Origin of the sequence: Lentzea sp. NPDC060358, from assembly GCF_042725365.1 — a bacterium.
Lineage (GTDB): Bacteria > Actinomycetota > Actinomycetes > Mycobacteriales > Pseudonocardiaceae > Lentzea.
This window is the reverse complement of sequence record NZ_JBHXCW010000020.1, coordinates 1-17,116: the sequence shown is the minus strand read 5'-3', so window position 1 is coordinate 17,116 and position 17,116 is coordinate 1. Positions and strand designations below refer to the sequence as shown.

13 protein-coding genes are annotated in these 17,116 nt (G+C 70.2%); 8 read left to right on the top strand and 5 right to left on the bottom strand.

The annotated features are described in order from the left end of the window. Window positions 1-75 precede the first annotated feature (75 nt). Together ACFWGZ_RS06750 and ACFWGZ_RS06745 are read right to left on the bottom strand one after the other, a co-directional pair. Entirely contained in the window at window positions 76-1,386 is a 1,311-nt protein-coding gene (locus ACFWGZ_RS06750; protein WP_382450494.1) for a serine/threonine-protein kinase, read from the bottom strand. A 63-nt stretch (window positions 1,387-1,449) separates the two neighbouring features. Continuing rightward, the gene (locus ACFWGZ_RS06745; protein ID WP_382450493.1) at window positions 1,450-3,042 is read right to left on the bottom strand and encodes a protein kinase; all 1,593 of its coding nucleotides are present in this window, start codon (window positions 3,040-3,042) and stop codon (window positions 1,450-1,452) included. Window positions 3,043-3,283: 241 nt separating this feature from the next. Between ACFWGZ_RS06745 and ACFWGZ_RS06740 the strand changes: the two genes are divergently transcribed. The 6 genes from ACFWGZ_RS06740 to ACFWGZ_RS06715 all read left to right on the top strand — a co-directional run bounded on the left by ACFWGZ_RS06740 (window position 3,284) and on the right by ACFWGZ_RS06715 (window position 12,682). Then, window positions 3,284-5,260 (top strand): alpha-1,4-glucan--maltose-1-phosphate maltosyltransferase, encoded by a 1,977-nt coding sequence (locus ACFWGZ_RS06740; protein ID WP_382450492.1) that lies wholly within the window; start codon window positions 3,284-3,286, stop codon window positions 5,258-5,260. Window positions 5,261-5,309: 49 nt separating this feature from the next. Then, a complete protein-coding gene (treS, locus tag ACFWGZ_RS06735; RefSeq protein ID WP_382450491.1) occupies window positions 5,310-7,118 on the top strand; it encodes a maltose alpha-D-glucosyltransferase in 1,809 nt (602 codons plus the stop codon). Between the two features lie 4 nt (window positions 7,119-7,122). Beyond that, window positions 7,123-8,433 (top strand): aminoglycoside phosphotransferase, encoded by a 1,311-nt coding sequence (locus ACFWGZ_RS06730; RefSeq protein WP_382450490.1) that lies wholly within the window; start codon window positions 7,123-7,125, stop codon window positions 8,431-8,433. Between the two features lie 3 nt (window positions 8,434-8,436). Next, window positions 8,437-10,614 carry a 1,4-alpha-glucan branching protein GlgB gene (gene glgB / locus ACFWGZ_RS06725; RefSeq protein WP_382450489.1) on the top strand — a complete coding sequence of 726 codons (2,178 nt, stop codon included), beginning with the start codon at window positions 8,437-8,439 and terminating at the stop codon, window positions 10,612-10,614. Window positions 10,615-10,762: 148 nt separating this feature from the next. Continuing rightward, window positions 10,763-12,133, top strand: coding sequence for a neutral zinc metallopeptidase (locus ACFWGZ_RS06720; RefSeq protein ID WP_382450488.1), 1,371 nt, complete (start codon window positions 10,763-10,765; stop codon window positions 12,131-12,133). Between the two features lie 222 nt (window positions 12,134-12,355). After that, window positions 12,356-12,682, top strand: a complete 327-nt coding sequence (locus ACFWGZ_RS06715; RefSeq protein WP_382450487.1) for a hypothetical protein — start codon at window positions 12,356-12,358, stop codon at window positions 12,680-12,682. Window positions 12,683-12,689: 7 nt separating this feature from the next. Here ACFWGZ_RS06715 and ACFWGZ_RS06710 read toward each other — a convergent pair whose 3' ends face one another. From ACFWGZ_RS06710 to ACFWGZ_RS06700, 3 genes are read right to left on the bottom strand one after another with little or no spacing between them, the layout of a single operon-like run. Further along, window positions 12,690-13,391: a hypothetical protein gene (locus tag ACFWGZ_RS06710; protein WP_382450486.1), complete on the bottom strand. Its 702-nt coding sequence runs from the start codon at window positions 13,389-13,391 to the stop codon at window positions 12,690-12,692. Then, complete coding sequence (locus ACFWGZ_RS06705) at window positions 13,388-13,894, bottom strand: DUF6114 domain-containing protein (protein WP_382450485.1); 507 nt, start codon at window positions 13,892-13,894, stop codon at window positions 13,388-13,390. Before ACFWGZ_RS06705 ends, ACFWGZ_RS06710 begins: the two co-directional genes overlap by 4 nt. Continuing rightward, on the bottom strand, window positions 13,885-14,475 hold the full coding sequence (locus ACFWGZ_RS06700; protein WP_382450484.1) for a DUF6230 family protein: 591 nt from the start codon (window positions 14,473-14,475) through the stop codon (window positions 13,885-13,887). The genes ACFWGZ_RS06705 and ACFWGZ_RS06700 overlap by 10 nt, the downstream gene beginning before the upstream one ends. A gap of 183 nt (window positions 14,476-14,658) precedes the next feature. Between ACFWGZ_RS06700 and ACFWGZ_RS06695 the strand changes: the two genes are divergently transcribed. After that, window positions 14,659-16,101: a neutral zinc metallopeptidase gene (locus ACFWGZ_RS06695; RefSeq protein WP_382450483.1), complete on the top strand. Its 1,443-nt coding sequence runs from the start codon at window positions 14,659-14,661 to the stop codon at window positions 16,099-16,101. A gap of 32 nt (window positions 16,102-16,133) precedes the next feature. Then, the gene (locus tag ACFWGZ_RS06690; RefSeq protein ID WP_382450482.1) at window positions 16,134-16,931 is read left to right on the top strand and encodes a helix-turn-helix domain-containing GNAT family N-acetyltransferase; all 798 of its coding nucleotides are present in this window, start codon (window positions 16,134-16,136) and stop codon (window positions 16,929-16,931) included. Window positions 16,932-17,116 lie beyond the last annotated feature (185 nt).

Below are 17,116 nucleotides of genomic sequence, written 5' to 3'. Positions count from 1 at the left end.
GAACCGGTCAAGACGGCACGGGGCCGTGAGCAGGCGGAACCGCACCTGCTCACCCGATCGGGGCCGGCCGTCCGCTCACGGGGTCACGTCGCGGGAGTGGGCGATGAGCAGCTTGCCCTCGCGGACCACCAGGTCGAGCCGGTGGCGGACGAACGTCACCTCGTGCTGGGGTGCTCCCCGCGCGGCCGCCCCCTGCTCGCGCAGCGTCAGGTCGAGCTCGACGGCGAAGCGGTCGTCCTGCGAGGAGGTGCTGCTGACCACGGGTTCGCCGTAGACCCCGATGGCCTCCCACTGCTTCCAGAACTGGTCGTCCCCCGCCTCGGCGGGCCGGAACTCGGGCACCCAGTCCTGCCGCGCGCCGGCGGTGTCGCCCGGCAGCTTGGCGAAGTGCTGCTCGATGAAGGCGGTGACGTCGGCGGTGGTGAACACCCTGGGCTGCTGGGACGTGCTCTGCGTGGTCGAGCCGGGGCTGGAGGTGGTGGTGGCCCGGTCGCGGTCCAGCACGAACGAGGCGGTCAGGACGGCGGCGGCGAGCACCACGGCGACGACCGCGGCGGCCAGAACCCCGGCCCGGCGGCTCTTCGCGTCGGTCAGGGCGGCCAGCTCCCGGACCACCTCGGCGGCGGCCGGGCGGTCGCGGGGCTCGATCGCGAGCAGCCTGGTCAGCAGCGGTGTCAGCGGCCCCGACCGGGTGGGCGGCACGACCTGGCCGGTCGAGATCTTGTAGAGCAGGCCGAAGTTGTTCTCGACCCGGCCGAACGGCGGCTGCCCCTCGGTCATCGCGTAGAGCGTCGCCCCGAGCGAGAACATGTCCGCCGCGGGGTCGGGCTCGGCGCCGCGGGCCAGCTCGGGCGCGAGGTAGGCGAGCGTGCCCGACAACGCGCCCGTGCGGGTGACCGACGCGTCGCCCGCCGAGCGGGAGATCCCGAAGTCCGTGATCTTGACGGCCCCGTTGTGGCCGATCAGGACGTTGCCGGGCTTGATGTCGCGGTGGACGATCCCGGCCTCGTGCGCGGCGGCCAGTGCCGCGGCGACGTGCAGGCCGATCCGCGCGGCCTCGTCGGCGGGCAGCGTGCCCCGCTCCCCGAGCACCTCCGACAGGCTGCGGGACGGCAGGTACTCCATGACCAGGCACGGCCGCCCGTCCTCGACCACGACGTCGAAGACCCCGATGGCGTTCGGGTGGTGCAGCCGGGCCGCGATCCGGCCCTCGCGCATCGCCCGCAGGCAGGCCTCCTCGACCTGCTTCGGCGCCAGGTCGGGCAGCAGGAGCTGCTTGATGGCGACCTCGCGCTCGAGCAACCCGTCGCGGGCCCGCCACACGACGCCCATGGCGCCGCTGCCGAGCCGTTCGAGCAGTGCGTACCGATCGGCGACTGTCTGCACGGTTGCGCACGCTACAAGCAACGGAGGGGCCGGCGGACGCCCTCCGCGGGTCCCGCCTCGCGGTCAGCCCTTCTGCTCGCCCGTGATCAGCAGTTTCTCGCCCTTGCCCGAGATGTCGAGCGTGTGCTCGACGACCGTGCTCTTGTCCGAGTCCTTCTCGGTCAGCTCCAGCGCCGTCGTGGCGGTGAACGTGCCGTCGTCGTCGGCCTCCACGACCGGGTTGCCCTTGACCGCGACCTTCGCGTACGCGCCCCAGTACTCCTTCTCCGAGGACAGGTTCGGCGCCTGCTTCGGGTCCCAGTCGGCGCGGGCGCCCTCGACGTTGCCCGGGAGCTTGCCGTAGTGCTGCTTCACGAACGACACGACCTGGGCCTGCGAGAACTTGGTGGCCGGCGGCTTCGAGGACGGCGGCTGGCTCTGCGTCGTCGTCAGGGGCTTCTGCGTCGTCTGCTTCGGGGGCTCGGCGGTCGGGGAGGGCTTGTCCTGCGTGGTCTGCTCGGTGGTCTTCGTGACCGACGGGCCGGGGTTCGCGCTCTTGTCCTCGTCGCCGATGCCCTGCACGAGCAGGTAGAGCAGGCCGGCCACCAGGGCCACGCCCAGCACCGCGGCGGCGATCGCGAGGCCGCGGTTCTTCCTCGGCTCCGGTTCGTCCCGGTAGTCGTCCCGGTAGTCGTCGTCGTAGGTCGCGGGCAGCGGGGCCGGCGGCCTGGTGCGCGGCGGGGCGGTGCGCGGGGCCTGCGGCGGCACCGTGCGGGGGCCCGGGGTGCCGGGGCCTGCGGCTCCCATCACCGCGGTGCCGGCCGGCGGGGTCGGCGGGCGGGGCGGGATGACCTGCGTGGCCGGGACCGGCACGCCCGCCGCGATCGCCTTCAGCTCCGCCGCCGCCTGGGCCGCGGTGGGGCGCTGCGACGGCTCGTTGGCCAGCAGGCGGGTCAGCAGGCCCGTGAGCGGGCCCGAGCGCAGCGGCGGGCGGGTCTCGCCGCGGGCGACCTTGTAGAGCAGGCCCAGGTCGTTCGTGCTCTTGCCGAACGGCGGCTCGCCCTCGGTCATCGCGTAGATCGTCGCGCCGAGCGAGAAGACGTCCGACGGCGGCGCGGGCTCGGCGCCGCGGGCCAGTTCCGGCGCGAGGTAGGCCGGGGTGCCGGCCAGCATGCCCGTCTTCGTCACCGCGACATCGCCCAAAGCTCGCGAAATGCCGAAATCGGTGATCTTGACGGCGCCATCGCGTCCAATGAGGACGTTTCCCGGCTTGATGTCGCGGTGGACGATGCCCTTCTCGTGGGCGGCGGCGAGCGCGCCGGCCGCCAGCGCGCCGATCCGCGCGGCCTCCATCGCCGGCAGGGTGCCCCGCTCGCCCAGGATCGCCGACAGGTTGCGGGACGGCAGGTACTCCATGACCAAGCACGGCTTGCCGTCCTCGACCACGACGTCGTACACGGCGATCGCGTTCGGGTGCTGCAGGCGCGCCGCGATGCGGCCCTCGCGCATGGCCCGCTGGACCGCCTCGTGGAACTCGTTCGGCTGAACTTCGTTGAGAAGCAGCTGCTTGACCGCCACGTCCCGGTGCAGCAATTCGTCGCGCGCACGCCACACGACGCCCATCGCCCCGGCGCCGAGCTGGTCGAGCAGGACGTAGCGGTCGCCAACCTTGTTCACGCGGGCACGGTACCCGTAGCACCCCCGTAACCCTGTGAGTATCACGGAAACGGTCCACTGGAGATGTCCGGGGAAGTGCCCCTCTCATGGCCGGGAGACCCTGGACACAGGAGTGGTTCGAGGTGTGCGATCGACCTCGGGCGGGTACGGATCTACTTGGGGCAACCCGCTGACAAGCGGCTTGATCGCCCAAGGCAGGATTACAGGCGACGCGGACCGACACGGCGGAAGGGCGCTGCCGATGAGTGGACGGCTCGGTATCGACGATGTTTCCCCGGTGGTGTCGGCTGGCAGATATCCGGCCAAAGCCGTTGTGGGAGAACACGTTCCGGTGGAAGCCACGGTGTGGCGCGAGGGTCATGACAGACTCGCCGCGACCGTGACGTGGCGCGGGCCGGCCGACCGGGTCGCCCGGCAGACCCGCATGCACGAGGTCGGGGTCGGCCTCGACCGCTGGGGTGCGACCGTCGTCCCCGACGCCGAGGGCGCCTGGACGTTCCGCGTGGACGCGTGGAGCGACCCCTGGGCCACCTGGAACCACGCCGTCGAGGTGAAGATCGCGGCCGGGCAGGGTCCGGGCGACCTCGCGAACGACCTGGAGATCGGCGCCCAGCTGCTCGACCGGGTGGCCCGCCGCCCCGACCGGCGGCAGGAGCGAGCACTCCTCACGACCGCCGCGGACGCGCTGCGCGACACCGACCGGCCGCTGACCGAGCGCGTCGCGCCGGCCCTGGCCGCCGACGTCCAGAAGATCATGTTCGACCACCCGGTCCGCGAGCTGGTCACCAAGGGCAAGACGCACAAGATCTGGTGCGACCGGAAGAAGGCCGCGTACGGCTCCTGGTACGAGTTCTTCCCGCGCAGCACGGGCGGGATCGACGAGACCGGCAGGGCGGTGCACGGCACGCTCGCCACGGCGGCCAAGGAGCTCGACCGCGTCGCCGCGATGGGCTACGACGTCGTCTACTTCCCGCCGATCCACCCCATCGGCCGGGTCAACCGCAAGGGCCCCAACAACACGCTCGTCGCCGGTCCCGAGGACACGGGTTCACCGTGGGCGATCGGCGCGGACGAGGGCGGCCACGACGCGATCCACCCGCAGCTCGGCACGATCGAGGACTTCGACGCGCTCGTGGAGCGGGCGCACGAGCTCGGTCTCGAGGTCGCGCTCGACTTCGCGCTGCAGTGCGCGCCGGACCACCCGTGGGTGCTCAAGCACCCGGAGTGGTTCACGCAGCTGCCCGACGGCACGATCGCATACGCGGAGAACCCGCCGAAGAAGTACCAGGACATCTACCCGATCAACTTCGACCTCGACCCGCAGGGCCTCTACCACGAGGTGCTGCGCGTGGTGCTCTTCTGGGCCGAGCACGGGGTGCGGATCTTCCGGGTCGACAACCCGCACACCAAGCCGCCGGACTTCTGGATGTGGCTCATCTGGAAGGTCAAGGAGGTCTACCCGGACACGCTGTTCCTGGCGGAGGCCTTCACCCGGCCCGCGCGCCTGTACGGCCTGGCCAAGCTCGGCTTCACCCAGTCCTACACCTACTTCACGTGGCGGACGGGCAAGCAGGAGCTGGTCGAGTTCGGCGAGGACCTGCGCGACCACTGGGACGAGGCGCGGCCGAACCTCTTCGTGAACACCCCGGACATCCTGCACGAGTCGCTGCAGCACGGCGGCCCGGCGATGTTCGGCCTGCGCGCGGCCCTCGCGGCCACGCTGTCCCCCACCTGGGGGGTCTACAGCGGCTACGAGCTGTTCGAGCACCAGGCCGTGAAGCCCGGCAGCGAGGAGTACCTCAACTCCGAGAAGTACCAGTTGAGGCCCCGCGACTACGGCCGGGCGCTCGCGGACGGGCGCTCGCTCGAGCCGTGGCTGCGCAAGCTGAACCACATCCGCCGGGCGCACCCGGCGCTCCAGCAGATGCGCACGCTGCGGTTCCAGCAGATCGACAACGACGCGCTGGTCGCCTACTCCAAGCGGGACCCGGAGTCCGGTGACACGGTCGTCGTGGTGGTCAGCCTCGACCCGCACAACGCGCAGGAGGGGACGCTGTACCTCGACCTGCCGGAGCTCGGGTTCGACTGGCACGAGCGGGTGATCGCGCACGACGAGGTCACCGGTGAGACGTGGGACTGGGGTCAGGCCAACTACATCCGCCTCGAACCCTGGCGTGCCACCGCGCACGTCGTGAGCCTGCAACGACGTTTTTCCTAGGGCACGATTCAGCCCGCTCAACCGCACAACCCCCGACGAGGTGGGCATCATGGTCGACGACTCCCGTCCCGACGCTGCGCTCGGGCTGGAAGGCATTCCGCACACCGGAGAGGCCGTCAACGACGACGGCATGCTGGTCGAGCCCCAGGCCGAGGACTTCAAGTCCGCGCAGCCGGCTTCGGCGAACCCGAGCTGGTTCAAGGGCGCCGTCTTCTACGAGGTGCTCGTCCGCGCGTTCAGCGACTCCAACGGCGACGGGACGGGCGACCTCAGAGGTCTCGCCTCGCGCCTCGACTACCTGGAGTGGCTGGGCGTCGACTGCCTCTGGCTGCCGCCGTTCTACGCCTCGCCGCTGCGCGACGGCGGGTACGACATCAGCGACTTCCGGGCGGTGCTGCCCGAGTTCGGCACCGTCGAGGACTTCGTCTACCTGCTGGAGGAGGCGCACCGGCGCGGCATCCGGGTCATCACCGACCTGGTGCTCAACCACACCTCCGACGCGCACCCCTGGTTCCAGGAGTCGCGGCAGAACCCGGACGGCCCGTACGGCGACTACTACGTGTGGAGCGACGACGACTCGCGCTACAGCGACGCGCGGATCATCTTCGTCGACACGGAGTCGTCGAACTGGACCTACGACCCGGTGCGCGGGCAGTTCTTCTGGCACCGCTTCTTCAGCCACCAGCCGGACCTCAACTACGAGAACCCGGAAGTGCAGGAGGCGATGCTCGACATCCTGCGGTTCTGGCTCGACCTCGGCATCGACGGGTTCCGCCTCGACGCCGTGCCCTACCTCTTCGAGGAGGAGGGCACGATCTGCGAGAACCTGCCGCGCACGCACGAGTTCCTGAAGAAGTGCCGCAAGGTCGTCGACGACGAGTTCCCCGGCCGGGTGCTGCTCGCCGAGGCCAACCAGTGGCCGTCGGACGTGGTCGAGTACTTCGGCGACCCGGAGATCGGCGGCGACGAGTGCCACATGGCGTTCCACTTCCCGCTGATGCCGCGGATCTTCATGGCGGTGCGGCGCGAGTCGCGGTTCCCGATCTCGGAGATCCTGGCCCAGACGCCCGCGATCCCCGAGAACGCCCAGTGGGGCATCTTCCTGCGCAACCACGACGAGCTCACGCTCGAGATGGTCAGCGACGAAGAGCGCGACTACATGTACTCGGAGTACGCCAAGGACCCGCGGATGAAGGCGAACATCGGCATCCGCCGACGGCTCGCCCCGCTGCTGGAGAACGACCGCAACCAGCACGAACTGTTCACCGCGCTGCTGCTGTCGCTGCCGGGCTCGCCCGTCCTCTACTACGGCGACGAGATCGGCATGGGCGACAACATCTGGCTCGCCGACCGCGACGCCGTGCGCACCCCGATGCAGTGGACCCCGGACCGCAACGCGGGCTTCTCGAGCTGCGACCCCGGCCGGATCTACCTGCCGGTGATCATGGACCCGGTCTACGGCTACCAGGGCCTGAACGTCGAGGCGCAGCTCAACAGCTCGACGTCGCTGCTCAACTGGACCCGGCACATGATCGAGGTGCGCAAGCAGCACCACGCGTTCGCCGAGGGCGACTTCAGCGAGCTCGGCGGGTCGAACCCGAGCGTGCTCGCGTTCAAGCGCTTGTGGAAGCGGCCCGACGGGCGCGAGGACATCGTCCTCTGCGTGAACAACCTGTCCCGTTTCCCGCAGCCCGTCGAGCTGGACCTCTCCGAGCACCGCGACTACACGCCGCTGGAGCTCACCGGAGGTGTCAAGTTCCCCGCGATCGGGGAACTCCCCTACCTGTTGACCCTTCCCGGTCACGGTTTCTACTGGTTCCAGCTGGTAGAGGCAGGCGACGACAGCGAGATGAGGTGAAAGCGTGACCGATCCCCACGAGCTGGTCGACAAGCTGGTCGCCTCTCTGCCCGATCTGCTCCCGCACGCCCGGTGGTTCGGCGGCAAGGACAAGCCGATCACGGCGGTTCGTCCACTGAGGACGACGGTCGTCGACGGCGACCTCGTGCACGTGGTCGTCGAGGTGGAGCAGCCCGGCCGCACCGAGAACTACCAGGGCGCGCTCAGCCTGAGCACCGGCGCCTGGGACGTGCTGCTCGACCCCGAGCACAACGGCGTGCTGCTCGACCGGATCGCGTCGGGGCACGACGCGGACGGCATCGTCTTCACGCACGAACCCGGCACGGAGCTGCGCACGGGCCTGCGCGGCCGCCCGATCGGCGTGGAGCAGTCCAACACGTCGCTGATCTACGGCCAGCAGTACATCCTGAAGATCTTCCGCAAGCTCGCCCGCGGCGAGAACCGCGACCTGGTGCTGCACCGGGCGCTGCGGTCGGTCGGCTGCGAGCACATCGCGCAGCCGCTGGGCGCGATCTCCACCGAACTCGACGGCGACCCGGTCACGCTCGCGATGCTGCAGGAGTTCCTGCCGGACGCGGTCGAGGGCTGGGACATGGCCAAGACCTCGGTCCGCGACCTGATGGCGGAAGCCGACCTGCACGCGTTCGAGGTGGGCGGCGACTTCGCGGGCGAGGCGCAGCGGCTGGGCCACGCCGTGGCGAAGGTCCACGCCGACCTGGCGCAGGCGCTGGGCACGCAGGTCGCCGACGAGGACGCGACCGAGCGGGCGATCGAGGGCATGCTGCGCCGCCTCGCGCAGGTCAGCGAGGCCGTGCCGGAGCTCGCGAAGTACGAGGAACCGCTGCGCGCCGCGTTCGAGCAGGCCCGCGAGCACGGCGGGCAGATCTCCATCCAGCACGTCCACGGCGACCTGCACCTCGGTCAGGTGCTGCGGACCGTGCACGGCTGGCTGCTGATCGACTTCGAGGGCGAGCCGGCGGCGTCGGTGCAGGACCGGCTCGCGCTGCGGTCGCCGCTGCGCGACGTGGCGGGGATGCTGAGGTCGTTCGACTACGCGGCACGGCAGCTCCTCGTCGGCCAGCCCGACGACGACCAGCTCGCCTACCGCGCGATGGAGTGGACGAAGCGCAACCGGGCGGCGTTCTGCGACGGCTACGCCGAGGTGGCGGCCGACCCGCGGGACAGCGCGCAGCTGCTGCGCGCGTTCGAGCTGGACAAGGCGGTCTACGAGGTCGCTTACGAGCACGCCAACAGGCCGGAGTGGTTGACGGTTCCCCTGTCGTCGATCGCCCGGATGACTTCTGGAGGAGACTAAGCCGTGAAGGCCGACCTGGACCGACTCCTGTCAGGTGCGCACCACGACCCGCACTCGGTGCTGGGTGTGCACACCGTCGGCGACCAGGTGATCGCGCGGGCCTTGCGCCCCGGCGCGACGTCGGTCGCGGTGTCGTGGGGTGACAAGCAGGTCGAGCTGCCGCGGATCGCGGACGCTCTCTTCGAGGGCGAGCTGCCCGAGGCGCCCGGCGACTACCGCCTCCTGGTCACCTACGACGGCGGGCACACGGTCGAGGTCGACGACCCGTACCGGTGGCTGCCGACCGTCGGCGAGCTCGACCTGCACCTGATCGGCGAGGGCCGGCACGAGCGGCTGTGGGACGTGCTGGGCGCGCACGTGCGGTGCTACGAGACGCTCGCCGGCGACGTCTCCGGCGTCTCGTTCGCGGTGTGGGCGCCCAACGCCCGCGGCGTGCGCGTGACGGGCGACTTCGACGGCTGGGACGGCCGCGCGAACCCGTTGCGCTCCATGGGTTCCAGCGGCGTGTGGGAGGTGTTCCTGCCGAACGTCGTGGCCGGCACGCGGTACAAGTTCCGCATCCTCGGCCAGGACGGCGTGTGGCACGAGAAGGCCGACCCGATGGCGTTCGCCACGGAGGTGCCGCCGCAGACCGCCTCGGTCGTCACGCGGTCCGAGTACGAGTGGCAGGACGCGGAGTGGGAGGCCCGGCGCGAGGCCACGCAGTGGGCGAACGCGCCGATGTCGATCTACGAGGTGCACCTCGGTTCGTGGAAGCCGGGGCTGAGCTACCGGCAGCTCGCGACCGAACTCGCCGACTACTGCGAGGACATGGGCTTCACGCACATCGAGATGCTGCCCGTGGCGGAGCACCCGTTCGGCGGCTCGTGGGGCTACCAGGTCACCTCCTACTACGCGCCGACCTCGCGGTTCGGCACTCCGGACGACTTCCGGTACTTCGTCGACACGCTGCACCAGCGCGGCATCGGCGTGCTGGTCGACTGGGTGCCCGCGCACTTCCCGAAGGACGCGTGGGCGCTCGCGAAGTTCGACGGCACGCCGCTCTACGAGCACGCCGACCCGCGCCGCGGCGAGCAGCTCGACTGGGGCACGTACGTCTTCGACTTCGGCCGCAACGAGGTCCGCAACTTCCTCGTCGCGAACGCGCTGTACTGGATCGAGGAGTTCCACCTCGACGGCCTGCGCGTGGACGCCGTCGCGTCGATGCTCTACCTCGACTACTCGCGGCCGGAGGGCCAGTGGCTGCCGAACGAGTTCGGCGGGCGCGAGAACCTCGACGCGGTGCGGTTCCTGCAGGAGCTGAACGCGACCGTCTACAAGCGCCACCCCGGCATCGTGATGATCGCAGAGGAGTCGACGGCGTGGCCGGGCGTCACGCGGCCGACGCACCTGGGCGGTCTCGGGTTCGGCTTCAAGTGGAACATGGGCTGGATGCACGACACGCTGCACTACCTGTCGCGTGAGCCGGTCCACCGCTCGTTCCACCACAACGAGATGACGTTCTCGCTGGTCTACGCGTGGAGCGAGAACTTCGTGCTGCCGCTCTCGCACGACGAGGTGGTGCACGGCAAGGGCTCGCTGTGGACCCGGATGCCGGGCGACGACTGGAACAAGGCGGCAGGCGTGCGCTCGCTGCTGGCGTTCATGTGGGCGCACCCCGGCAAGCAGCTGCTGTTCATGGGCGGCGAGTTCGGGCAGCGGCAGGAGTGGTCGGAGTCGCGGTCGCTCGACTGGCACCTCGTCGAGCAGGAACCGCTGCACCAGGGCATCCAGAAGCTGATGCGCGACCTGAACTCGGTCTACAAGCAGGCGGCGGCGCTGTTCAGCCACGACATCACGCCCGAGGGCTTCCAGTGGATCGACGCGAACGACTCCGGCGGCAACGTCCTGTCGTTCGTCCGCATCGGCGAGGACGGCTCGCAGCTCGTGTGCGTGGCGAACTTCGCCGGCCAGCCGCACCACGACTACCGGGTCGGGCTGCCGGTCGGGGGCCGGTGGAAGGAGCTCGTGAACACGGACGCGTCGCACTACGGCGGCTCCGGGGTGGGCAACCTCGGCGGCGTCGAGGCGCAGGCGCGGCCGTGGCACGGCCGGCCGCACTCGGCGGTGCTTCAGCTGCCGCCGTCGGCCGTGCTGTGGCTGGTCCCCGAGGTCCCCGGCGTGCTGGGCGCGGCCGACTGACGGGGCTCGACCGGTGCGGACACGCCGTCCGCACCGGGGTGGCCCCGGCCGGGTGAACCTGATCAGCCCGCCGCACGTTGGCAAAGGTATGCGCCTGACTTCGTCGAGTAGGACGCCCGCAGAGCCGACCGACAGGCACAATGGGTTCATGCGGCACCGGAGCATCGCGCTGATCGTCGCCACCGCCCTGCTCGCGGTGGGCTGCACCGCCGAGATACCGGGGCGCCCGCGTGCCGCGAAGGTGGTGAAGAAGGAGGCCTCGACCGAGGTCATCCAGGTCCGGGGCACGGACAACGGCCCGATCGACAAGCTGGCCGCCACCGCGCTCACGGACATCGACGAGTACTGGAAAGACTCGTTCCAGAAGACGTTCAACAAGCCGTGGAAGCCGCTGACCGGCGGGTACTACTCGGTCGACACGTCCGACTCGAGCGCCAAGCCGCCGCCGTGCACGCAGAAGGCCGCGGACGTGGAGGGCAACGCCTTCTACTGCCCCGCCGCCGACGCGATCGCGTGGGACCGCTCGTCGCTGCTGCCGGTGCTGCAGGACCGCTTCGGCGAGGCCGCGGTGGTCGTGGTGCTGGCGCACGAGGTGGGCCACGCGGTGCAGAACCGGATGGGCATCACGCCCGAGGCCGAGCGCCGCGAGCCGGAGAAGTACCCGACGATCCTCACCGAGGCGCAGGCCGACTGCTTCGCCGGCTCCTTCGTGCGCAACGTGACCGACGGCAGGTCGCAGCGGCTCGACATCGGCGCGGACGCCCTGGACAAGGCGCTGAACGCGTTGATCACGTTCCGCGACCCGGTGGGCACCTCGCCGGAGGACGAGCAGGCGCACGGCAGCGCGTTCGACCGCGTGGCCGCGTTCCAGGACGGCTACGAGCAGGGCACCAAGTTCTGCGCGGCGATGAGCGTGCAGAACCGCACGTTCACCCAGCGCGCGTTCACCAACGTCCGCGACCGGGCCAACGGCGGCAACCTGCCGTTCGACGAGATGCTCCAGTCCGTGACGCCGGACCTCGACGGCTACTTCAAGGGCCTGGCCAGCGCGGCGGGCAAGAACTGGCCGTCGCCGCGCGCGGAGGCCACCCAGACCGAGCCGGACTGCTCCGGCGACCAGGGCCCCGTCGCGTACTGCCCGTCCGACAAGACGATCAAGATCGACACCAAGGACGAGCTGCCCGGCCTGCACAAGACCTACGGCGACTACGCGACCGGCACGTTGATCGCCACGCGGTACGCGATGGCCGAACTGGCCGCGCTGGGCAAGCCGACCGAGGGCGAGCAAGCCTCCGCGGCGGCCCTGTGCCTGGCCGGCGCGTACACGGGCGCGGTGTTCCAGCGCCAGGACGGCTTCGGGCTCTCGCCGGGCGACTTCGACGAGGCCGTGACCGTGCTGCTGCTCTTCGACTACGCCGCCCGCGACGCGAAGGGCGAGGACGCGGTGGACCCCGGGTTCCAGCGGGTGGCGAAGTTCCGGGAGGGCGTGTTCGAGGGCCCGAAGAAGTGCGGGCTCTGACCACTGCCAGGTGACCGCACCTGATCCGCGGATCGCTGGATCAGGTGCATGTTCACTCGTACTAGTGAACGCTGCCGCCCTGGTGGCCCGCCCGATCGAGTGGTTTCTGACACGATCGTGCGGGCACAGGCGTGGGCGCGCGAGTGCGGGCATGGCGTCGGGAACGGCCGTCTGTCTACCGTCTGAAGTGCGCGAACCTCCACTTCCACTGACGGAGATCCCATGAAGAACACAGCTGTCAGGACCGTGCTCGTCGGCGCCGTGGCGGCCGCCGCGGTGTTCCTCGGTCTCGCGGCCCCCGCCTCGGCGGCCCCGGCGAGCACCGGGGTCGCGGCCTCCGCGAACGCATCCGACGACCGCGTGGCCGTCATGGGCCTGCACTTCACGTCGTTCGACGGCTTCGGCCGCCCCACCGCCGGCTACGACGACAACGAGGACTTCTTCCGGATCCGCTACTACCCCGACGGCTACACCGAGTGGCACTGGAGCTACGGCTGCGAGTTCCTCTACGACCCGAACGGCGTGCTCGAGGAGATGGAGTGCCTCTGAGCCGGCGTCACCGCCGTCCGGCGGGGGCCTGGTCCGACACGACGTAGATCCGCGCGCCCGGGATCTTCAGGGTCCCGCCGACCAGGTCGGTGTTGCGCACCGTGACGTCGGTGAACGCCGCGAACGGCACGTTCAGCGGTGGCGGGCGGTCGGCCGTGTAGTCGACCGGGATCTTGATGCCGAGGAGGTCCAGGTTGCCCTTGAGCTGGACCGTGTAGAGCTCGATCCGCCCCGGCGCGACCGTGGAGGTGCTGCCCGGTCGCGCCGCGGTGACGAGCTTCTGGCCCGGTGAGACCTCGGCGGTCTGCACGAGGTCGGTGATCTTCATGTCGCCGGCGGTGAACTTCAGGACCTTGACGGTCTTCCCGCTGACCAGCGCGTCCACCACCCCGGCGTAGTTCAGCCCGCCGAGCTCCAGCCTCGACGCGGTGAGGGTCCACTCGCGCCCGCCCGCCGCCACCGGGGCAGGGGCCGGTGGCGGGGTCGACGGCGGCGTCGACACGGGTGGGGCCGCGCTGCTCGACGGGGTCGGCGGCGCGGAGGACGACGTCACCGGCGGCGGTGTGGTGCTGGTGCTCGTCGGCGTCGGTTCCGAGCTCGTCGTCGGCGCCGGCGAGGACGACGACGGCGGCGGCTCGGAGCTCGACGGCGGTTGCAGCGCCAGGACCGCGACCATCGCGACCGCGGCCAGCGGCGGGGTGCGCGTCATGTGGGGTGAACCCTCTGGGTCGTGTCCGGCCCCGCCTCTGCGGGAACGTCGCCGGGAACGTCGGCGGGAACGTCGGCGGGAACGTCCTCGCGGACGTCCTCCGCGGTGTCCCCGGTGTGCTTCGCCTTCTTCGGTTTCTTGGGCTCGTCGGTCCACGCGACGGCCAGCGCGCCGCCGAGCAGGCTGCACACGGTGCCGAGGATGAAGCCGCCGAAGTTGGTCACGACGAACGCGACCAGCGACAGCAGCACCGTGACGATCCCCGCCGCGAGCCGGAACCTGGGCTGGTACCAGAGCGACAACCCGCAGGTCAGCATCAGGGCACCGATCAGCAGGGCGGACACCCCGCCGAAGGTGCTCATCGCGAAGACCGCGTCGCCGAACTTCAGGCTGGAGAACGGCGGGAACAGGATCAGGATCGCCCCGGCGCAGACGAACAGGCCGGCCCAGAAGGGCCGGCCGCGCCGCCACGCCGTGAAGCGCCGCCAGGTCCTCAGAAACACTCTTGCTTCCCCTGGCGGATCGTGAGGTTCATGCCCTTGAACCTGATGGTCTGGGCCGTGGTGGCCCAGGCGGTCTGCTTGAGCCCGGTGATGCTCGCCGAGTCGGCCTGCAGACCGAACGAGCCCGGCAACCCGCGCAGGTTGTCCGGTCCCTTGGTGACCTTGTTCGCGTCGACGCCGATCTCCGGGTTGCCCAGGGTCAGGTCGCCCGAGAGGTCGGTGAGGTTGACGACCAGGTTCTCCGCCGCCATGCCGCCCGCGCCGTCCGCCGTGATGCGCAGGGTCACGTCACCGACGATCGGCATGTTGGCGACGTACACCGACTGGCAGAACTTGTCGAGCGTCGCGGTCTTGAAGCCGCTCACCGCGACGACGTGCACCTGTCCCGCACCCGCGTCCACGCCGCCGAACTGGACGAACCCCTGGCCGGTCAAGCTGTCGGCGGAGACCTTGAAGTTGGTGCCGGACACCGCGAACGAGGCGGCCAGCGCTCCCTGGGACATCCCGAACAGGAGAGCACCGACACCGACGGTGCCGATCCCGAGCACCCCGACGAACCGTGCCCAGCGCGTTCTACCCATACCGGCGAACTCCTTCCACACCGAAGGCCTGCGTGGGACGGACTGTGCGCCCGAACAATCCACAGGACAATGGAAACGAGTCCGCTCAGTCTTGAAATCACCCCTGGGGGTGAGCAATTTTCACGTTCGGCCGAAGGCACTGGCCACAAAGCTCCGGAACCGCACTTAGTAGTGTTCCGGACCATGGGGATCGGACGAATCGCCGTCGCCGTGGTCGCGACCGCAGCCCTGGCCGCCTGCTCTTCGGTGCTCGAGGGCGACCCGAAGGGCGAGCGCCCCGACCCCACCAAGGTCGCGGGCCTCGAGATCTCGAACGGTCCGTCCGGCCCCAAGCAGGGGGTGCCGGACGCGGACCTGTCCGTGGAGAACGGCGACGGCGGCGAGATGGACCGGCTGGCCATCAACGCCCTGGCCGACGTGCAGGACTTCTGGACGATCGAGTTCCCGAAGGCCTTCATCAGCAAGAGCTTCGAGCCGGTGAAGCGCTTCATCTCCTACGACTCGAACGGCAAGGGCGTCGAGGTCTGCAAGCTCGACACCACCGGCGTCGCGAACGCGTTCTACTGCGCGCTCGACGACAGCATCACGTGGGACCGCGGCGAGCTGCTCCCGATGCTCAAGGACTCGTTCGGCCCGATGGCCGTGGTCACGGTCCTGGCCCACGAGATGGGCCACGCCGTCCAGTACAAGCTGGGCCAGGCCTCGAACATCGGCCCGAACACCCCGTCGATCGTCAAGGAGCAGCAGGCCGACTGCTACACCGGCGTCTTCATGCGCTGGGTCGCGGAGAACAAGGCGAAGCACTTCGAGCTCTCCACCGGCGAGGGCCTGAACCAGGTGCTGCAGACGATGTTCTTCATCCGCGACTCGGCCGGCACCTCGTTCGAGAAGCAGGGCGCCCACGGCAGCGCGTTCGACCGCGTGTCGGCCTTCCAGTTCGGCTTCACCCGAGGCGCCGTCCGCTGCGCGGAGATCAACGAGGCCGAGATCAACAAGCGCATCACCGAACGCCCGTTCGCCCTCTCCGACACCGACGAGGGCCAGGGCCGCGGCAACGCCGACGTGAAGGACGAGCGCTACCTCAAGGCCCTGGAGGAGTCGCTCAAGGACGCCTACAAGTCGAGCGGCGCCGCCTTCCCCGCCTTCGACAAGAGCGGCATCAAGCCCTGCACGGACGCCCAGCCCACCTCCCCGGCCACCTACTGCCCGGCGGTGAACCAGCTCCAGCTCGACCTCCCGTCCCTGGTGAAGATCGGCACGCCCCCGAAGAAGGGCAGCAAGGGCGGCATCGGCGACTTCGCGGCGTTCGCCGTGGTCGCCTCCCGCTTCTCCCTCTCCATCCAGCACGCGACGGGCTTCAAGCTGGACGACGACGCCGCGGGCCAGCGCACCGCCTGCCTGACGGGAGCCTGGGCGGGCCTGACGAACCGCCCGGACGCGGCGGCGGGCCTGCGCCTGTCCCCCGGCGACCTGGACGAGGCGGTGGCGGAACTGCTGGCCGATGACAGCCTCATCGCGGCGGACGTGAACGGCAAAGCGGTCCCGTCGGGCTTCGCCCGCGTGGAGGCCTTCGGCGACGGCTTCTTCCGCGGCCTGTCGTTCTGCGTGAAGAAGTACTCGGTGTGACGAGCGGATCGACCGGCGTCGATACTCGGTGAGTGCTCACCGATGAAGCCACGAGGTACGCCTCGTGGTTCGCAACGCTGTCCGACCCGACCAGGGTCCGCCTGCTCCACCACGTGGCGTCGTCCCCGGCCCCGGTCACCGTGGGCGAGCTGACGACCCTGCTGGGCGTGAGCCAGTCCACCTGCTCCCACCACGTGCGCAAACTGGCGGAAGTGGGCTTCGTGCAACTCCAGCGCGAGGGCACGACCACCCTCGTGACGGTGAACCCGGCGTGCTGCACGGGCCTCCCCCACGCGGCGGACGCGGTGATGGGCGCCCTGACCACCCCGGGCGAGCTGATCCCGTCCCCCGACGTGACCGTCCGCCCGATGACGGCGGACGACTGGCCGGAAGTCCGCCGCATCTACGGCGAGGGCATAGCGGCAGGCAACGCGACCTTCGAGACGGAGGTCCCGTCCCGCCGCACCCTGGAGTCGAAGTGGCTCACCGACCACCGCTGGACGGCAGAGGCAGCAGGCGAGATCGCGGGCTGGGCGACAGCCGCCCCGGTCTCCCCGCGCGAGTGCTACGCGGGCGTGGCGGAGACGTCGATCTACGTCTCGGACGCCCACCAGGGCAGGGGCGTGGGCAAAACCCTTCTGCACCACCAGGTCCAGGCAGCCGACGAGGCAGGCCTCTGGACGTTGCAAGCAGTGATCTTCCCGGAGAACAGGGCGAGCATCGCGCTGCACCACAAGGCGGGCTTCAAGACGGTGGGCCTGCGGGAACGAATCGCCCAGCACCACGGCAGGTGGCGAGACACGGTACTGCTGGAGCGAAGGCGCAAGTAGCAAGCCAAGACGAGCAAGCGCGAAGCCGAAGGCGAGCAACCGCGACGGCGAAGGCGAGCAACCGCGACGGCGAAGCCGAGCAGTAAGCGCTTGAAACAGAAGGTTCAGGTGGGGTGGTCCCGTCACGAGCCGTGCGAAGCACTCGCTGCGAGCAGGAGGGGTTGTCAAACCGCCGAAAAGCGTGG